The organism is Halomonas sp. XH26 (assembly GCF_024138895.1).
Taxonomy (GTDB): Bacteria; Pseudomonadota; Gammaproteobacteria; order Pseudomonadales; family Halomonadaceae; genus Vreelandella; species Vreelandella alkaliphila.
Genome location: NZ_CP071889.1, coordinates 1,764,806 through 1,783,685, shown reverse-complemented (window position 1 = coordinate 1,783,685; position 18,880 = coordinate 1,764,806). Strand labels below are relative to the sequence as shown.

General features: G+C 51.5%; 9 protein-coding genes, 2 tRNA genes, 3 rRNA genes and 1 pseudogene. 4 read left to right on the top strand and 11 right to left on the bottom strand.

Annotation, left to right across the window (positions count from 1 at the left end; genetic code table 11):
- Nucleotides 1-3 precede the first annotated feature (3 nt).
- A complete protein-coding gene (locus J4377_RS08240) occupies nucleotides 4-663 on the bottom strand; it encodes a TetR family transcriptional regulator C-terminal domain-containing protein (RefSeq protein ID WP_038483867.1) in 660 nt (219 codons plus the stop codon).
- A 202-nt stretch (nucleotides 664-865) separates the two neighbouring features.
- Between J4377_RS08240 and xdhA the strand changes: the two genes are divergently transcribed.
- From xdhA to guaD, 4 genes are read left to right on the top strand one after another with little or no spacing between them, the layout of a single operon-like run.
- Entirely contained in the window at nucleotides 866-2,323 is a 1,458-nt protein-coding gene (gene xdhA, locus J4377_RS08235; RefSeq protein ID WP_038483864.1) for a xanthine dehydrogenase small subunit, read from the top strand.
- Nucleotides 2,307-4,730 carry a xanthine dehydrogenase molybdopterin binding subunit gene (gene xdhB / locus J4377_RS08230; protein ID WP_253487872.1) on the top strand — a complete coding sequence of 808 codons (2,424 nt, stop codon included), beginning with the start codon at nucleotides 2,307-2,309 and terminating at the stop codon, nucleotides 4,728-4,730. Before xdhA ends, xdhB begins: the two co-directional genes overlap by 17 nt.
- Nucleotides 4,727-5,599, top strand: coding sequence for a xanthine dehydrogenase accessory protein XdhC (gene xdhC / locus J4377_RS08225; protein WP_038483859.1), 873 nt, complete (start codon nucleotides 4,727-4,729; stop codon nucleotides 5,597-5,599). The genes xdhB and xdhC overlap by 4 nt, the downstream gene beginning before the upstream one ends.
- A 1-nt stretch (nucleotide 5,600) precedes the next feature.
- Nucleotides 5,601-6,914, top strand: a complete 1,314-nt coding sequence (gene guaD / locus J4377_RS08220) for a guanine deaminase (protein WP_038483857.1) — start codon at nucleotides 5,601-5,603, stop codon at nucleotides 6,912-6,914.
- 324 nt (nucleotides 6,915-7,238) lie between these two features.
- Here guaD and rrf read toward each other — a convergent pair.
- The 10 genes and pseudogenes from rrf to J4377_RS08170 form a co-directional block, all read right to left on the bottom strand.
- Nucleotides 7,239-7,354: ribosomal RNA gene (gene rrf, locus J4377_RS08215) — 5S ribosomal RNA — on the bottom strand.
- Nucleotides 7,355-7,472: 118 nt separating this feature from the next.
- A 23S ribosomal RNA gene (locus J4377_RS08210) occupies nucleotides 7,473-10,365 on the bottom strand.
- 227 nt (nucleotides 10,366-10,592) lie between these two features.
- Nucleotides 10,593-10,668 (bottom strand) — tRNA-Ala (locus tag J4377_RS08205).
- A 110-nt stretch (nucleotides 10,669-10,778) separates the two neighbouring features.
- Nucleotides 10,779-10,855, bottom strand: a tRNA-Ile gene (locus J4377_RS08200).
- A gap of 86 nt (nucleotides 10,856-10,941) precedes the next feature.
- Nucleotides 10,942-12,476, bottom strand: a 16S ribosomal RNA gene (locus J4377_RS08195).
- The 16S, 23S and 5S rRNA genes sit together here with 2 tRNA genes alongside, the layout of an rRNA operon.
- Nucleotides 12,477-12,930: 454 nt before the next feature.
- Nucleotides 12,931-13,923 carry an adenosine deaminase gene (locus tag J4377_RS08190; protein WP_253487870.1) on the bottom strand — a complete coding sequence of 331 codons (993 nt, stop codon included), beginning with the start codon at nucleotides 13,921-13,923 and terminating at the stop codon, nucleotides 12,931-12,933.
- A gap of 15 nt (nucleotides 13,924-13,938) precedes the next feature.
- On the bottom strand, nucleotides 13,939-15,666 hold the full coding sequence (gene cydC / locus J4377_RS08185; RefSeq protein ID WP_253487865.1) for a thiol reductant ABC exporter subunit CydC: 1,728 nt from the start codon (nucleotides 15,664-15,666) through the stop codon (nucleotides 13,939-13,941).
- Complete coding sequence (cydD, locus tag J4377_RS08180; RefSeq protein ID WP_253487863.1) at nucleotides 15,663-17,342, bottom strand: thiol reductant ABC exporter subunit CydD; 1,680 nt, start codon at nucleotides 17,340-17,342, stop codon at nucleotides 15,663-15,665. The genes cydC and cydD overlap by 4 nt, the downstream gene beginning before the upstream one ends.
- Before the next feature lie 49 nt (nucleotides 17,343-17,391).
- Nucleotides 17,392-17,595: pseudogene (locus tag J4377_RS08175) on the bottom strand (cytochrome ubiquinol oxidase subunit I); the annotation flags it as partial.
- Nucleotides 17,596-17,810: 215 nt separating this feature from the next.
- Nucleotides 17,811-18,785, bottom strand: a complete 975-nt coding sequence (locus J4377_RS08170) for a calcium/sodium antiporter (RefSeq protein WP_120387013.1) — start codon at nucleotides 18,783-18,785, stop codon at nucleotides 17,811-17,813.
- Between the last annotated feature and the right edge of the window lie 95 nt (nucleotides 18,786-18,880).

Sequence of the window (18,880 nt, the reverse complement as noted above, 5' to 3'; positions counted from 1 at the left end):
CAGCTAAACTGATGAGTCGTTTGATAAATGCGACGCTGAAATACCGCATCCTTTCAAAATAACATGCTCAAGGAAACGGCAAATAGACTCGAAATCCGTTTCGCTGAGCACTTCAGTCCCTAATATTCCCGTTACCTGCGCACTGTATTCCGTGTAATGTTGGGTAGCCGACCAAATCAAGAATATAAGCCAGCGTGGATCGACATCATCCATTTTCCCTAGCTGAGACCACTGGTGAATAATTTCTGCACGGGAAACTACCCACTCTTTCAACTCACCAGAGAGATAATTACTCAAGAAAGGCGCACCAGCCAAAATTTCGGCGGCAAATAGCTTTGAACCTTCGGGGTAACGCTGGCCCAGCATCATCTTGGTGCGAATAAAATCGCTTAATACCTTAGCTGGATCACTGTCAGGTGTTATGTCTTCAAGTACCGCATTCCAACGGTTCATCATTCGATTAAGCAGTCGTACATAAAGCAGCTGCTTACTGCCCATGTAATAGAGAATATTCGCCTTAGGAAGACCTGCTATATCGGCGATTGCCTGAAGGCTGGCACCACGATAACCATGTTGAGAAAACACCTGCTCCGCAGCGCTCAGTATGGTCTGTTCAATGCGATCTCTGCTGGCATTTTCATGGTTAGCGGTATCCGCTGTCATTGATTAAGCTCCTTTAATAAGCGCTTTTGATAAGCACCAATGGTCAGCCCATGGGACTTATTACATATAATTGGTTTGTCTACGCCGGCCGCGTAAGTGCACAGACAGCCGCATTAGCAACAAATTCTTGCAAGGTGCGCTCTTTTGTCTCAAGCTAAACAATATTGACCGATCGGTCAGAACAATCATAACGGAGTTTGGCATGGCTACGATTGAGTTCCTGCTCAACGGCACCCCCAAGCAGTGTCATGTACCCCCTGACACCAGCATTCTAACGCTGTTGCGTGATCATTTGGGCATCACTGGCACAAAAGAAGGCTGCGCATCGGGTGACTGTGGCGCTTGTACAGTCGCAATCAACAATCCAAGCGACACGCAAAACCGCTTTTTAAGCGTCAACGCGTGTATTACCCCGGCTCATCAACTTCACGGTCAGCACGTCATTACCGTTGAAGGGCTTGCGACTGAAGGCAACTTGCACCCAGCTCAACGCGCAATGATCGAGTGCCATGGCAGCCAGTGCGGATTTTGCACGCCAGGAATTGTCATGTCCTTGTTCACCTTGCATGCCAACCAACAGCAGCGCCCCTCGCCTCTTACACCAGAAACACTTGAAGCCACATTAGGTGGAAATTTATGCCGCTGCACGGGATACCGACCGATTCGTGACGCCGCATTGAGTATGCAAGATTTCTCTTGGGAAGCACCGCAGTGGTTCGATGCGTCTCAGCCAGCCAGTCACCCGCTTCATGTACCGGAGTCAACCGCAAAGAGTGAGCCACTCTTTGTACAGCCAACCACCTTGGCTGAGTTGGCCGACGCAAGATATCGCTATCCTGATGCACGCCTTGTGGCTGGCGCAACAGATCTATGGCTGGAAAGCACTCAGCGCCTTACCGCATTGACCCAGCTTATTGATACCACGCGTGTGGCTGAATTGCGCCAAATTGAAGAGGCGACATTCCAAGCTCAACCAGGTTGGTGGGTAGGCGCTGGGGTTACGTACTCGCAGCTTGAGCCCTTATTAAACAGTCACTTTCCTGCGTTTGCACACCTCCTTCACAGGCTCGGCTCTCAACAAGTTCGTAACCGGGGAACGCTCGGCGGAAACATCGCCAACGCTTCGCCAATTGGAGATACGCCACCTGTACTACTGGCGCTAAATGCATGGGTAGAACTTACCAGCCACGTCAATACTCGCCAGCTCTTGCTGAGTGATTTTTTTATCGACTATAAAAAAACAGCGCTGGCGGCTGATGAAGTCATCAGCCGTATTTTTATACCTCAACTGGCTGAAACAGCCACACTAAGGGTTTGGAAGCTTTCTAAACGGCGCGAGGATGACATAACGGCGGTATTAGGTGCGTTTTGCTACCGTGTTAATCAGGGTGTGATGGAGGATGTTCGCATTGCCTTTGGCGGTATGGCTGCAACTCCCAAGCGAGCTAGTCAAACAGAAGCTGCGCTAGAGGGCCAGCCCGTTTCCAAAGCTAGCTTTCAAGCAGCCCAACAAGCCCTTGCTGAAGAGTTTCAGCCAATGAGCGATGTACGGGGCAGCCAATACTACCGAGAACAAGCCGCTCTCAACCTATTGGAACGCCTCTACTTATCGCTTTCGTCACCCAACCAGGAGGTGATGCTCCATGCGTACGCTCACTAAACTTGATGGCGACAGCAGCCGCGCTCGTCGAGAGTTACATAACCACATCCAAGGGTCAGGCCCACTTGCTCGCCATACTGTCGATAGCCACGGTCAGCGCCAAGCAGGCACCGCTAGCTTCCATGAAAGCGCTGAAAAACACGTTACCGGCAAGGCTGCCTACATTGATGACCTCAAAGCACCGGCAGATGCCCTGCATGTAGCTCTGGGGCTTTCTCCTGTCGCACACGGCACATTGACCGCACTTGATCTCGAAGCAGTTAAACAAGCGTCTGGCGTTGTCGATGTCATCACTTTTCACGATGTGCCCGGCCATACAGATATCGGCCCTGTGTTTCCAGGCGACCCCATTTTTGTTGATCAAGAAATTAGCTACGCAGGCCAGTGTATTTTCGCCGTTGCGGCTACCTCGCTTCAGGCTGCTCGCCGAGCGGTAACGCTGGCCAGGTTAAGTATCGATGAACAACCAGCAAGCCTCGACCCTGTTGCTGCTGCCGAACGCAATGATGTGGTTCGCCCTACCCACGTTCAGGAGAGAGGCGATTGGCAAGCGGAACTGCGCCAAGCCGAGCAAACGGTTGAGGGCGAGCTTTTCATCGGCGGACAGGAACATTTTTACCTGGAGGGGCAAGCATGCTTGGTTCTGCCCACCGAAGACGAAGGGGTCATTGTTCATACCTCTAACCAGCACCCTAGTGAGACCCAGAAACTTGTCGCTGAAGTACTGGGCATTCCCTTTCATGCCGTCACCGTTGAAGTGCGCCGAATGGGTGGCGGCTTTGGAGGCAAAGAAACCCAAGCATCCCCATGGGCATGTATGGCAGCCATCATTGCCCGCAGAACCGGAAAAGCCACACGTATACGGCTACCGAGAAGTGATGATATGCGCGCGACCGGTAAGCGTCACCCCTTTCATAATCGCTACCGACTTGCAATTGATTCGCAAGGCATCATCCAAGGCGGAGAGATAACGGTTATTGGTGACTGTGGCTACTCGCCGGATCTTTCAGACGCCATTGTTGATCGGGCAATGTTCCATGCCGACAACGCATACTCAATAGGCAATGCTCGCGTCACCGGTCATCGAGCTAAGACCCATACGGCTTCTAACACGGCTTTTCGGGGTTTTGGCGGCCCTCAGGGCATGATGATTATCGAAGCTGCAATGGATGATATCGCGCGCAAGGTCGGTGAAGACCCTCTTACCATACGCAAACGAAACTTCTATCGCGACGGGCGAGACGTCACCCACTACGGGCAGTCAGTGGATCAAAAGCAGTTGCTGCATACGCTGGTTGATACATTGGAAACCAATAGTGATTACTGGGCACGCCGTGCGGCGATTAAGGCATTTAATAGCAACAGTCCCATTATTAAAAAAGGGCTCGCGCTGACGCCAGTAAAGTTTGGCATCTCATTTACCGCCCAGCACCTCAATCAAGCCGGTGCTCTGCTGCATGTGTATACCGATGGCAGCATCGTGATCAATCACGGCGGCACTGAAATGGGCCAAGGGCTGCACACCAAGATTTGTCAGGTAGTGGCGCGCGAGCTTGGCTTGGATTTAGATAGCGTGCGGATTAGTGCAACTCGCACGGATAAAGTACCCAATACATCCCCTACGGCGGCTTCAAGCGGCGCCGACCTCAATGGCATGGCCGCGCGAGATGCCGCCAGTAAATTGCGCGAAAGGTTGTTCGACTTTGCCGCGATGCATTTTGAGGGCGGATTAGACCGAGAAGGTATGCGCCTGGAAGATGGCATGCTGATTGCGGGGATTAATGAGAGCGAGCGTCGCATCCCCTGGGGAGAGCTTGTTCAAACGGCCTACCTCAATCGCATCTCGCTTTCAGAAAAGGGTTTTTATGCGACACCATTGATTCATTACAACCGTGCAACGGGCCAAGGCCGCCCTTTTTATTATTACGCGTTTGGAGCAGCCGTTGCCGAAGTAAGTGTTGACACATTGAGCGGCGAATATTTAGTTAACCGCGTTGACGTGCTGCATGACGTTGGCAATTCGCTAAACCCTGCCATTGATATTGGCCAAGTAGAAGGTGGCTTTATCCAGGGAATGGGCTGGCTAACCAGTGAAGAGCTTAAGTGGAGCGATAAAGGTGTGCTGGTTAGCGACGGGCCTGCGACCTACAAAATACCCACGTTTGGTGATCTTCCCGCTATTTTTAACGTTGAACTATTGGAAGGCCACCCAAACTCCATGGCAAGCCTATATCGTTCTAAAGCCGTTGGTGAGCCACCGTTTATGCTTGGTATCTGTGTTTGGTCTGCACTACGTGATGCGCTTTCAAGCTTAACCGATTACCAGCAGTCTCCCCATCTCGACACTCCCGCAACCCCTGAGCGAGTGATGTTGGCTGCAAACGCAATTAGAGAAAAAGCGCTATGACACAGCCCTCAGCAGAAACTTGGCACGCGGCACTCGATCGATTGCAGCGTAGCGGTGTTCCCCACGTGTTGGCCACTCAGGTAACCAGCGCGGGCTCAACCCCGCGTGAGCCCGGCGCGCGCATGGTGATCACCCAAGAGGCTGTCTATGACACGCTAGGTGGAGGCACTTTCGAGTGGCAAACTATCCATGCTGCTCGAGACTTTTTACAGCAAGGCCGCGCTGGCTTTCACTTAGAGGCATTCTCGCTAGGTGGCCGCAGCGGCCAGTGCTGTGGCGGTTATGTCAATGTGCTGCTGGAAGTGTTTCCTGGTGCCGCTACCAATATCGCTTTATTTGGTGCTGGCCATGTCGGACGAGAGATCGTAAAGCTTAGCGAACCGCTACCCTGGCAAGTACACTGGTTTGATAGCCGAGCAGATGTATTTAACGAACGCGATCAGCAGCAATCCCGACTCAGCTGCCATACGCTGAGCAGTGCACAAGAGGGAACTTCAGCCCTGCCGCCCTACTGTCATGCATTGGTATTAACCCACAACCATGATGAAGATTACGCCCTCATCACCGCTTTACTACAGCGCCATGACATCGCCTCGATAGGGCTAATCGGCTCTGATAGCAAATGGGCAAGCTTCCGAGGACGACTGCAGCGCGAAGGCTACACCGCTGAAGAAATAGAGCGTGTACGCAGCCCCATTGGTTGTATTCATAACACTAAACTTAGCAACAAAACCCCCTATGCGATTGCTTTGACGGTGGTAACCGAACTGCTTTGGCTAACGGACAAGCCAGCCTCACTAGACATGCGCGGCCTTGAGCCGAACGCAATACGTGCACTTGTTGACGATACGAAAACGACTCAGAGTTAATATGAATTCCTCAATCGATACGCTCATCCGCGCTGAAATTGTCAGCTTTGCACGCGACCCAGGTAATGATGACCTACCTCAGCCAGGTAGCCTAGAGCATTATGGCGACGGGCTACTGTGGCTAAAAGGCAGTCATATTCAGGCTGTCGGCCACTATGGTGATCTCGCTGATCAACTGCCAAGTGACGCCCATGTTATTGATTATCGCGGCAAGTTGATTATGCCCGGTTTTATCGATACTCACGTTCACTATGTTCAGCTAGACATCATGGCTTCCTACGGCCGACAGCTGCTTGATTGGCTAAATGACTATACGTTTCCTGAAGAGTGCCGTTTTGCCAATCATGCGCATGCTGAAGCGCTATCGAACGCTTTTCTAGATGAAATGCTTCGCGCGGGAACGACAACAGCCCAAGTATTTGGCTCAAGCCATCCTGGCTCAGTGGATGCGTTCTTCACCGCCTGCCAAAAACGTCAGCTACGCATGCTGGTCGGTAAAGTATTAATGGATCGCAACGCGCCTGACGCCCTAATGGATGGCGTATCTGGAATTGCAGACAGTGAGCGGCTTATTCAAGACTGGCATGGCAATGGCCGACTAGGTTATAGCGTCACACCACGCTTTGCGCCCACCTCTACCAAAATGCAAATGGATGCTGCCGGCGCCCTCTTACGCAATGACTCTAGCTTGTGGCTACAAACTCATTTGGCCGAAAACAGTGGGGAATTAGACTGGGTAGCCGAACTATTTCCTGGTAGCCGCGACTACTTAGCCGTTTACGAAGAAGCGGGGTTAGTCGGCCCTCGCAGCACCTTCGCGCACGGCATTCATCTGAATAACGATATGCGTAAACGCCTAGCGGACCGAGGCGCCAATATTGCCTTTTGCCCAAGCTCCAATCTTTTCTTAGGCAGCGGATTATTTGACCGAGAGGCAGCTAAGCAGACCGGTATGGCATTTACCTATGCTAGCGATATCGGCGCAGGCACCGATTTATCAGGGTTTGGAACGCTTAAGGCAGCCTACCAAGTGGGCCAATTAGGGGGACAGCCTCTCACCGCATGGCAAGGTTTTTACGGTTTAACCCATGGCAATGCAAAAGCGCTTTCCCTAGATACCCATATCGGCCAGCTTGCCCCTTCGTACGAGGCTGATTTTGTAGTCATTGATCCTCATGCGACATCACTGTTGAAGCGCCGTATCCAACACAGCAAAACACTCGGCGAGCGTTTATTTGCGCTGATGATGCTCGCTGATGATCGCGCTATCTATGAAACTTGGGCCGCTGGCGAATGCCAGCACCAACGGGATTAATTTTCAAAGTTAACTCGTCATTCCCGCAGGCTCTTAGCGGGAATCCATGTTGAACTGAGGGGGTTCGGCCTGCTGCAGGTCAAGGTGGATTCCCGATAACCTCACTCGGGAATGACTGTGCGGTGCACGCTTCGGCAGGTGGCCGCTTTGTGATAGGGGCCAGGGGGTGCTTTTTTCTTCCGCGCAAACAAAAAACCCAGCCGATGGGCTGGGTTCTTTGTTAAATAAGTGCCTGACGATGATCCGGGCGGCGCTCCGCTACTCTCCAGGGGAGACCCCTAAAAAGCAAAACCCCGACCAAATGGCCGGGGTTTCTCAATAAGTGCCTGACGATGACCTACTCTCGCATGGGGAGACCCCACACTACCATCGGCGCTAAGCGGTTTCACTTCTGAGTTCGGCATGGGATCAGGTGGTTCACGCGTGCTATGGTCGTCAGGCGTAACTTTTAATGCATATCATGCTGGCGTGTTTTGTGGCGTCTCTCGTTTCCTGTCGCTGACAGGAAGCGCGTATCCGGTTTTCATTATCATTACGACCAGACCCCTTGGGTGTTATAGGGTCAAGCCTCACGGGCCATTAGTACACGTTAGCTCAACACCTTGCAGCGCTTCCACACCGTGCCTATCAACCAGCTGGTCTCGCTGGGCCCTTCAGGAGGCTCTAGGCCTCAGGGATGTCTCATCTTGAAGGGGGCTTCCCGCTTAGATGCTTTCAGCGGTTATCCCGTCCGCACATAGCTACCCGGCAATGCCACTGGCGTGACAACCGGAACACCAGAGGTGCGTCCACTCCGGTCCTCTCGTACTAGGAGCAGCCCTTCTCAAACATCCAACGCCCACGGCAGATAGGGACCGAACTGTCTCACGACGTTCTAAACCCAGCTCGCGTACCACTTTAAATGGCGAACAGCCATACCCTTGGGACCGACTTCAGCCCCAGGATGTGATGAGCCGACATCGAGGTGCCAAACACCGCCGTCGATGTGAACTCTTGGGCGGTATCAGCCTGTTATCCCCGGAGTACCTTTTATCCGTTGAGCGATGGCCCTTCCATACAGAACCACCGGATCACTAGAACCTGCTTTCGCACCTGCTCGACGTGTCTGTCTCGCAGTCAAGCACCCTTATGCTCTTGCACTCACTGCACGATGTCCGACCGTGCTGAGGGTACCTTCGTGCTCCTCCGTTACTCTTTGGGAGGAGACCGCCCCAGTCAAACTACCCACCACACACTGTCCTCGATCCGGATAACGGACCTGAGTGAGAACGCCAATGATGCCAGGCTGGTATTTCAAGGTTGGCTCCCCTCGAACTGGCGTCCGAGATTCAAAGCCTCCCAGCTATCCTACACAGGCAACATCAGCGTCCAGTGTGAAGCTATAGTAAAGGTTCACGGGGTCTTTCCGTCTAGCCGCGGGTACACCGCATCTTCACGGCGATTTCAATTTCACTGAGTCTCGGGTGGAGACAGCGTGGCCATCATTACGCCATTCGTGCAGGTCGGAACTTACCCGACAAGGAATTTCGCTACCTTAGGACCGTTATAGTTACGGCCGCCGTTTACCGGGGCTTCAATCAAGAGCTTCGGACGAATCCTAACACCATCATTTAACCTTCCGGCACCGGGCAGGCGTCACACCCTATACGTCCGCTTGCGCGTTAGCAGAGTGCTGTGTTTTTACTAAACAGTTGCAGCCACCTGGTATCTTCGACCGGTTCGGGCTTAGAGAGCAAGTCTCGTCACCCTACGCCGGCGTGCCTTCTCCCGAAGTTACGGCACCATTTTGCCTAGTTCCTTCACCCGAGTTCTCTCAAGCGCCTTGGGATTCTCACCCTGACCACCTGTGTCGGTTTGGGGTACGGTCGCACATGATCTGAAGCTTAGAGGCTTTTCCTGGGAGCGTGGCATCAATGACTTCCTGACCGTAGTCAGTTCGTTTCGTGTCTCGGCCTTAAGGCATCCCGGATTTACCTAAGATACCAGCCTACTCACTTTCACCAGGACAACCAACGCCTGGCTCACCTAGCCTTCTCCGTCCCCCCATCGCAATCATGTCCGGTACAGGAATATTGACCTGTTTCCCATCGACTACGCCTTTCGGCCTCGCCTTAGGGGCCGACTCACTCTGCTCCGATTAGCGTCGAACAGAAACCCTTGGTCTTCCGGCGAGGGAGTTTTTCACTCCCTTTATCGTTACTCATGTCAGCATTCGCACTCGTGATACCTCCAGCGAACTTCTCAATTCACCTTCATCGGCTTACACGACGCTCCTCTACCGCTCACACATAGTGTGAACCCGTAGCTTCGGTACCTGGTTTAGCCCCGTTACATCTTCCGCGCAGGCCGACTCGACTAGTGAGCTATTACGCTTTCTTTAAAGGATGGCTGCTTCTAAGCCAACCTCCTAGCTGTCTGAGCCTTCCCACATCGTTTCCCACTTAACCAGGATTTCGGGACCTTAGCTGACGGTCTGGGTTGTTTCCCTTTTCACGACGGACGTTAGCACCCGCCGTGTGTCTCCCACGCTTGCACTCACCGGTATTCGGAGTTTGCCTCGGGTTGGTAAGTCGGGATGACCCCCTAGCCGAAACAGTGCTCTACCCCCGGCGGTGATACGTGAGGCGCTACCTAAATAGCTTTCGAGGAGAACCAGCTATCTCCGAGCTTGATTAGCCTTTCACTCCGATCCACAAGTCATCCAAATCTTTTTCAACAGATCCTGGTTCGGGCCTCCAGTTGATGTTACTCAACCTTCACCCTGCTCATGGATAGATCGCTCGGTTTCGGGTCTATATCCAGCGACTGTGTCGCCCAGTTAAGACTCGGTTTCCCTACGGCTCCCCTAAACGGTTAACCTCGCCACTGAATATAAGTCGCTGACCCATTATACAAAAGGTACGCAGTCACAGAACAAGTCTGCTCCTACTGCTTGTACGCACACGGTTTCAGGATCTATTTCACTCCCCTCTCCGGGGTTCTTTTCGCCTTTCCCTCACGGTACTGGTTCACTATCGGTCAGCCAGGAGTATTTAGCCTTGGAGGATGGTCCCCCCGTCTTCAGTCAAGGTTTCTCGTGCCCCGACCTACTCGATTTCACATGATCAGATTTTCGACTACGGGGCTATCACCCACTATGGCCGCGCTTCCCAGCGCATTCGCCTAATCAGTCACATGCTTAAGGGCTGGTCCCCGTTCGCTCGCCGCTACTAGGGGAATCTCGGTTGATTTCTTTTCCTCAGGGTACTTAGATGTTTCAGTTCCCCTGGTTCGCCTCTTACGCCTATATATTCAGCGCAAGATACTCATCTTATGATGAGTGGGTTTCCCCATTCAGAAATGCCCGGGTCACAGGTTGTTTGCCACCTCGCCGAGCCTTATCGCAGGCTTCCACGTCTTTCATCGCCTCTGGCTGCCTAGGCATCCACCGTGTGCGCTTCATTGCTTGACCCTATAACCCGAAGGAGTCTGGTATCTCGCAATGATAACGATTGCCGGATACGCTTGAGACGTATCACAAAACAATTACGTATAAACGTTCTAAAACGTTTATGTCAGCATGATATACATTGTTAAAGAGCGACTGTTCGATGAACAGTGATAAGGCAACGCAATTTCGGCGTTTGTCTTATCAATGGTCACAAAATATCAACAAACGGTTGGTAAAATACACCATAATGGTGGAGCCAAGCGGGATCGAACCGCTGACCTCCTGCGTGCAAGGCAGGCGCTCTCCCAGCTGAGCTATGGCCCCATTTTTTTGCCGACCTAACCTCTTGCCATTAATTTCTGTGAGACAAGGCAAAATGCAACGACGTATAGCCTGCTATACGAGGAGTATTTTAACGCAGTATCACAGGAATTTGGTGGGTCTGGGCAGACTTGAACTGCCGACCTCACCCTTATCAGGGGTGCGCTCTAACCAACTGAGCTACAGACCCAAGAGGGGATCGTGCTTAAACCGTTTGCTCTATTATCTGATCAGGTAATTCATTGTGAGCGCTTACCGCGAGGATGATGCATCGTTTAAGGAGGTGATCCAGCCGCAGGTTCCCCTACGGCTACCTTGTTACGACTTCACCCCAGTCATGAACCACACCGTGGTGATCGCTTTCCCGAAGGTTAAGCTAACCACTTCTGGTGCAGTCCACTCCCATGGTGTGACGGGCGGTGTGTACAAGGCCCGGGAACGTATTCACCGTGACATTCTGATTCACGATTACTAGCGATTCCGACTTCACGGAGTCGAGTTGCAGACTCCGATCCGGACTGAGACCGGCTTTTCGGGATTAGCTGACTCTCGCGAGCTCGCAACCCTTTGTACCGGCCATTGTAGCACGTGTGTAGCCCTACTCGTAAGGGCCATGATGACTTGACGTCGTCCCCACCTTCCTCCGGTTTGTCACCGGCAGTCTCCTTAGAGTTCCCGGCATTACCCGCTGGCAAATAAGGACAAGGGTTGCGCTCGTTACGGGACTTAACCCAACATTTCACAACACGAGCTGACGACAGCCATGCAGCACCTGTCTCTGCGTTCCCGAAGGCACCAAGTGATCTCTCACAAGTTCGCAGGATGTCAAGAGTAGGTAAGGTTCTTCGCGTTGCATCGAATTAAACCACATGCTCCACCGCTTGTGCGGGCCCCCGTCAATTCATTTGAGTTTTAACCTTGCGGCCGTACTCCCCAGGCGGTCGACTTATCGCGTTAACTTCGCCACAAAGTGCGCTAGGCACCCAACGGCTGGTCGACATCGTTTACGGCGTGGACTACCAGGGTATCTAATCCTGTTTGCTACCCACGCTTTCGCACCTCAGTGTCAGTGTCAGTCCAGAAGGCCGCCTTCGCCACTGGTATTCCTCCCGATCTCTACGCATTTCACCGCTACACCGGGAATTCTACCTTCCTCTCCTGCACTCTAGCTTGACAGTTCCGGATGCCGTTCCCAGGTTGAGCCCGGGGCTTTCACAACCGGCTTATCAAGCCACCTACGCGCGCTTTACGCCCAGTAATTCCGATTAACGCTTGCACCCTCCGTATTACCGCGGCTGCTGGCACGGAGTTAGCCGGTGCTTCTTCTGCGAGTGATGTCTTTCCTAATGGGTATTAACCACTAGGCGTTCTTCCTCGCTGAAAGTGCTTTACAACCCGAGGGCCTTCTTCACACACGCGGCATGGCTGGATCAGGCTTTCGCCCATTGTCCAATATTCCCCACTGCTGCCTCCCGTAGGAGTTCGGGCCGTGTCTCAGTCCCGATGTGGCTGATCATCCTCTCAGACCAGCTACGGATCGTTGCCTTGGTGAGCCATTACCTCACCAACTAGCTAATCCGACATAGGCTCATCCAATAGCGGGAGCCGGAGCCCCCTTTCTCCCGTAGGACGTATGCGGTATTAGCCTGGGTTTCCCCAGGTTATCCCCCACTATCGGGCAGATTCCTATGCATTACTCACCCGTCCGCCGCTCGTCAGCGGGTAGCAAGCTACCCCTGTTACCGCTCGACTTGCATGTGTTAGGCCTGCCGCCAGCGTTCAATCTGAGCCATGATCAAACTCTTCAGTTTAAAATCATTGTGATACTTACTCGTCACCCGAAAACGTAATGTTTACGAACAACAAAAGCGCATCAAACTTGGCTCAAGGTTCAAACGAATTCATTCAACTATTGTTTAAAAACTTACGTTTAAAAACTGTCGTTCTCATGACCGCTTGCCTTGATATTTGGTGATTTATCACCCTCATCGGCAAGCGCCCACATGAATTACCTGATCAAATTGTTAAAGAGCTATCGAATGGCGTTGCCGTTCGATGTGGGGCGTATTCTACTCATTTCTATTTATTCGTCAACACTTTTTTATCTTGTTGAATGACCACCTAGAAAGAAGATATGCGACTACTTGAGAATACCGTTTGTCTAGTAGGAACTTCATTACGGGCAGCGACCAAACCTATGCTGGCCGACGGTGAAATGGGAAGCGATTTACATAAGCCATTATCAACACGAGGTCGGCGCTTCTTTCATACCAACTCAAGACGTTGCAAAAGTTCTTGGCGACGTGACTCATCAACAAACGCTTCTTCGATTGCATTACGGTTCAGCATGCGGAACACCTCCGCACCCCAGCCAAATGCTTCAGCACAGGCAACATGATTTGTCAGCAACCCACCTCCAAAATAAGCCGGGTCGTCTGAGCTAATTGTCACCTTAAGGTTTTCTTTCAATAACTGGGGAAGAGGGTGATCTCGAAGATCATCAACCACTTTCAGACTGACATTAGACAGCGGGCAAACCGTTAGTACGATTTGACGCTCCCTGAGCCGTTTAACCACTGCGTCACTTTCGAGGCAGCGAACCCCATGGTCAATTCGCTGAACATCGAGAAGATCCAGTGCTTCAGCAATATATTCAGCAGGCCCTTCCTCTCCTGCATGGGCAACACGCACCAAGCCAAGTTCTTTGGCTCGCGCAAACAGTGCCTGGAACTTTACCGGGGGATTATCACGCTCTGCGCTGTCTAAACCAATCGCATCTAAAAACTTCCAGTATGGAGCAGAGTTTTCAAGCACGCTGAGCGCTTCTTCAGCCGGACGATCACGCAAAAAAGCCATAATCATACCAACAGACAGATCAAGCGTTGCCTCTGCTTCTTCTTTCGCATGAAGCAATCCCGCCATCACAACGTCAAGAGGAATGCCACGCTGGAGATGGGCCTGAGGGTCAAAATGCATATCAATGTGCACTACCCCTTCCCCACGAGCACGCTTGAAATAATCCATCGCCAAGTCATAAAAATCCTGCTCTGTACGCAGCACGTTCATGCCTTGGTAATAAAGATTTAGGAACCCCTGTAGGTCATCGAACTCGTAAGCTGCTTTTGCCTCCTTAACCGTAGCATAAGGAAGCTCAATACCATTTCGCTTGGCAAGTTCAAACATTAACTCAGGCTCTAGTGAGCCTTCGATATGCAAATGAAGCTCTACCTTAGGCAGCTGAAGAAGAAATTCATGCATACGAAACTCCTGTCATTAGGATAAGTTATTTCCAACATTATCAAGAGTATCCGTATTTAACTCCCCCCCAGCAAGTCGCCAGTGATAGTTAACGCCAGGCAGCAACGACGGGCATTCTACTTGGTGAATAAAATAGATCGCTGTTCGACCTGTGAGCCAATGATCAAGAGATTTAGCAATATGCATTGCGGTGAATGCATCCACACCGGCAAAGGGTTCGTCTAAAAGCACGACTGCTGGATCACGCAAGAAAATACGAGCCAATGCCACTCTACGTGATTGCCCTCCTGAGAGCTGCTGCCCCTTTTCGCCGACTTGGGTCATAAGCTGATTTGGTTGCTGCTTTACCCAATCCTTTAGGGCAACTTGAGAGAGAGCTTCCCACAGTTGATCATCGCTTGCCTCAGGGTTCGCGATACGCAGATTCGCCGCTAACGATCCATCAAAAAGATCAATCTGCTGCGTGAGCAAAGCAAAATTCTTGGCACGGCTTTCCACAGTAACGTTAGAAGGCGCACAGTTGGCAACGCAAACCTGCCCCTCTGAAGGCGATATTCTACCCATAACAAGGTTAGCCAACGTTGACTTGCCTACCCCTGAGATACCTGTCACTACTGCTCGCTCTCCGGCAGGCAAGGTAAATGAAGTCTCAGACAGCACCGAATAGGCTGTTGCGGGATAACGAAAAGAAACATTCTTAAACGCCACTGAATGCCCGTGAGAAGCATCAGGCAAGGCCAACGACGGCGCCTCATTCATTATGCTGCTCAGTGCATTTAATCGCCGAGCAGCGCCATAGCTAGCACCGACTTTTAGAAAGGCGTTAGGCAGCGTAGTGAATACTTCATTTATACCCAGCACAGCAATAACCACCATAACAATGATAGGCCCCGACACGTGACCAGCCTCTACAATGAAGCTACCCAGCCATAATACGCCCACCAACAACATACCGGTCACCGCTAATACTAATGCATTGCCAATGGCCGACTTATAAGCAAGCTGACGCTGATTACTTAGCGCCTGGTCTTCGTGTTGATTAATCCGTGTACGGTACCAAGGGTTGGTCTGGTAACTCATTAGCTCAGCCGACGCTTGTACTTGATCAAGCACTAGACGGCGTAACTCTTCTTGGTCGCTAACTTGCTGGTGGCTATTACCAAACCCCAACCACGCATAACCAAGCGTCACTACAAACCATAGTACGCTCGACACAGCGGCTATCAAACCACCCAACACTGGCACCCAAATAGCGATAAAGCCAGATATAACAAAGATGCTCAACAGCCCAACTAACGGAGGGATAAGCAAGCGCAGATACAAGTTGTCAAGCGTATCAATATCCGACGTTAAGCGACTTAGCCATTCACTCGCGCGGCGGCGCTTAAGGGTTGCTTCATCCAACCTTGTTAAATCGCCAAACACGCGGTAGCGCAAATCAGCTAACAATGTCAGTACGGTATTGTGGTTGTAAAGACGCTCCGCGTAACGAGCCACCGTTCGCAGCAGTGCAAAAAAACGAATACCGCCACCGGGAACATAAATATCCAAAGTAACGGGCAACCCAGCTGCCAACGCTATGCCAGCCAACGCACACGCGGTAATAAACCAACCAGAAAGCCCTAACAGTGCAAGACCTGCCAGGAGCGTCACCAACGCTAATAATGCACCTATAAAAAAGCGCTGACGACGGCGCAGCATTATGAGCAGCCAGGGTTTCATATCGCGATAAAACTGACTCATACCGTCGCCTCAATAAGCTGGCCAGCTTCACAAGTAAAATGGCGATTAGCAACAGCCACCACCGCAGAGTGATGCGTTGCAATAACTAGCGTACGGCCTTCCTTTGCCCAATCCAACAGTGCCTGAATGACAGCCTTCTCAGTGATAGCGTCTAGGCTTGCCGTCGGTTCGTCTAACAAAACCAGTTGCGCCTCGCTAAGGTAGACACGCGCCAGCGTAAGACGTTGCGCTTGGCCACCAGACAGTCCGACACCACGCTCGCCTACCAGACTTTCCAGACCATTAGGTAGCTGGGATAACAACTCACCCAGCCCTGCCCGTTGCAGTGCTCGTACCATTGACGCTTGGTCAGCCTCAGGAGCGGCTAAGCGCAGGTTATCGGCAAGACTTCCCTGAATAATGCAAGGCGTTTGATCCAGCCAGGCGACCTGACCACTGTGGCGATACCGGCACTCACCGCTGCTAGGCATCATAAAACCAGCCATTAAGGCTAGGATGGATGATTTACCGCTACCTGATTCACCGGTAATAGCAACCACGTCACCACGCCGGATGGTAGCGTTCAGGTTGGACAAGACCGTGGCACGCCCCTCATATCCAACACTAGCCCCGCAAAACTCAATAACTGCATTCTCCGAATGAGGCACTGACGTGGCTGAAGGGACCAGATCTGACTCGTTGAGTATTGCCACGATACTTTCAGCTGCCCCTAATGCTGCTGCGCGGTCATGATAGTGCTGGGATAGCGTTCGTAGAGGCTGAAAAAACTCTGGTGCCAGCAATAAAACGGCTAGCCCAGTGAAGAGGGTTAGAGAAGAGGATGGCCCATAGTCGATATAACCAAGTAGACCAAAACCGACATACATGGCCACAACTGCAATCGCCACGGATGCAAAAAACTCAAGCACCGCTGATGATAGAAACGCTAGACGCAGCGTGCGCATACTTAGTCGTCGATAGTCATCAGTGGCATACCAAACATCTTTTTGTGCTGACTTGGTATGGCCAAACAGCTGGAGCGTCGTCATCCCTCTAACTCGGTCTACAAAGTGAGCCGACAAACGCGACACGGCCATGAATTGATCACGATTCAAACGCTCAGCGCCCATGCCTACCAACGCCATAAATAGCGGGATAAGTGGTGCTGAAAGCAATAAAAAAATGGCCACGAGGTAGTCCAGCCATCCAGCAATGCAAAGGATAAGTAGCGGTAAGGCGACGACAATCCTCATCTGAGGATAAAAACGCGCGAAATAACCGTCTAACGCGTCAATATGCTCTACCGCCTGATTCGCTATCGCCCCACTCTGTTGGCGAGTAAGCCAAACGGGCCCAAGCATCGCCACCTTATTTAGCAACTCCTCTCGCGCATGCTGGCGAATACGAAGACTTGCCTCTGCACTACTGGCTTCTTGCATTGCTTGAAGTAGTGAGCGACACAGTACCACTGCCACCAACCCCAAGAAAAAAACTGTCAGTGATGCCGGTGAGCGACCATGAATTACAAGCTGATCAATGCACCATGCAAGCCCCACCACTAGTAAAACCGTAAGCCCCCCTGCAAGCACGCCACCTATTGCGGCTAGCGTGAGCTTTTTGTGCTCACGCCGAGCAAGAGATTTCAACCATGAGCGTGAAGTTAAGGGTATTACCTGATCTGATTGAGAGGTAGCCATAAGGTTAGTGGCACTCCGCACTTGATGGTCGCGCCTTGCCAGCAATGGATACATCCAAGCTAAAGACAACTGCACACACCTTTGTCCAAAATAGCGAAAGACGGTCCCAAGCTGGGTTTTGGGTTTTAAAGAAAAGCCCATGGAGTAATGCTATATAGGAGACCAGCCCGATAGTAAAAACTGGAAAAATTGCATGGAAATATTCCACAAAGGCGAACTGAATTCGCGATAGCACGCAGAGGGCAAGCTCCATCACACTCTCCTAAGACCTGGATAAGCATCCCACTGCGGGGCCACACAAGCTTAGTTAAGCCTTACTGGTGCTGCACTTTAGCAATGAGCATGGGCTCTAGGCACGATGCAGCAACACAGCAACTAAGCCTGAGATTCGAATGTGTTGTCATTTGATGCTGTGACAAACGTTATACACTACTAGCGCTTCTTCAAAACTGTGTCGCATTGACGCAGTTAGGACATCACGACGATGCTAACCATGTAGCCAGTGTAAGCAATGAACATAGAGAGCAGCACGCCACCCTCGATACGGTTTATACGCCGTGGGCGACCCCGCCAAGAGAAAGCAAAGAACACCATCATGAGGGTCATAAAAGTCATGACGCTCCAGTCACGAATTAGCACTTCGCGCCCTACTTCAATGGGTGTAATAAGGCCTGCAAGACCTACCACAGCCAAACTGTTAAACAGGTTAGAGCCTACGACATTACCCAGCACCATATCATGCTCTTTGCGCCGTAAAGCGCTGATAGAGGAAGCAAGCTCTGGTAAGGACGTTCCTATTGCTACGACGGTTAAGCCAATAATTAAGTCACTAACCCCAAAAGCCACCGCTATTTCGACCGCCCCCCACACTAAGATGCGCGAGCTAGCGATTAACAAAACTAGTCCAACTAACGTCCACATAAGCGCCTTGCCACGGGACATGGCTTTACTATCCAGCGCTTCTGAAACTTCACCCACTAGCGGATCATCTTGCTGCCCTCGTGAACGAACAATACTAACCCCGATAAAGAGCGCCAACGCGCCTAGCAGTAAGACTGCTTCTCCACGAGAAATCCAACCGTCATAAAGCATATAACCCGTCAGAAGCATGACACCTATCAACAGTGGCATCTCCTTGCGGATCACACCGGAGTGCACCGCTAAAGGAGCTAGTAACGCGACAAAACCTAAAACAAGGCCAATATTAGCGATATTTGAACCATATGCGTTACCTACCGCTAAACCAGGATTTCCTTGCATGGCCGCCAACACTGACACCATCATTTCTGGTGCAGAGGTGCCAAAACCAATAACCAGCATGCCAATTAATAGAGGCGATAGCCCTAACCACCTAGAGGTAGCTGCAGCACCATCGATAAATTTCTCGGCGCTCCATACGAGAAGCACCAATCCCAAAACTACAGCCAAAAAAGGGAGCAACATTATTTCATTTCCTTAATAACGTAATGTTAGGCACTATCATTAGGCACCATTGCCGAGGCATCCTTGTCTAACTAGTTGGTTAGGTCAAGTGCTGT

What these genes read in the sequence shown, in the direction of transcription:
- J4377_RS08240 (WP_038483867.1), bottom strand. Translation starts at nt 663, where the DNA reads ATGACAGCGGATACCGCTAACCATGAAAATGCCAGCAGAGATCGCATT.
- xdhA (WP_038483864.1), top strand. Translation starts at nt 866, where the DNA reads ATGGCTACGATTGAGTTCCTGCTCAACGGCACCCCCAAGCAGTGTCAT.
- xdhB (WP_253487872.1), top strand. Translation starts at nt 2,307, where the DNA reads ATGCGTACGCTCACTAAACTTGATGGCGACAGCAGCCGCGCTCGTCGA.
- xdhC (WP_038483859.1), top strand. Translation starts at nt 4,727, where the DNA reads ATGACACAGCCCTCAGCAGAAACTTGGCACGCGGCACTCGATCGATTG.
- guaD (WP_038483857.1), top strand. Translation starts at nt 5,601, where the DNA reads ATGAATTCCTCAATCGATACGCTCATCCGCGCTGAAATTGTCAGCTTT.
- J4377_RS08190 (WP_253487870.1), bottom strand. Translation starts at nt 13,923, where the DNA reads ATGCATGAATTTCTTCTTCAGCTGCCTAAGGTAGAGCTTCATTTGCAT.
- cydC (WP_253487865.1), bottom strand. Translation starts at nt 15,666, where the DNA reads ATGAGTCAGTTTTATCGCGATATGAAACCCTGGCTGCTCATAATGCTG.
- cydD (WP_253487863.1), bottom strand. Translation starts at nt 17,342, where the DNA reads ATGGCTACCTCTCAATCAGATCAGGTAATACCCTTAACTTCACGCTCA.
- J4377_RS08170 (WP_120387013.1), bottom strand. Translation starts at nt 18,785, where the DNA reads ATGTTGCTCCCTTTTTTGGCTGTAGTTTTGGGATTGGTGCTTCTCGTA.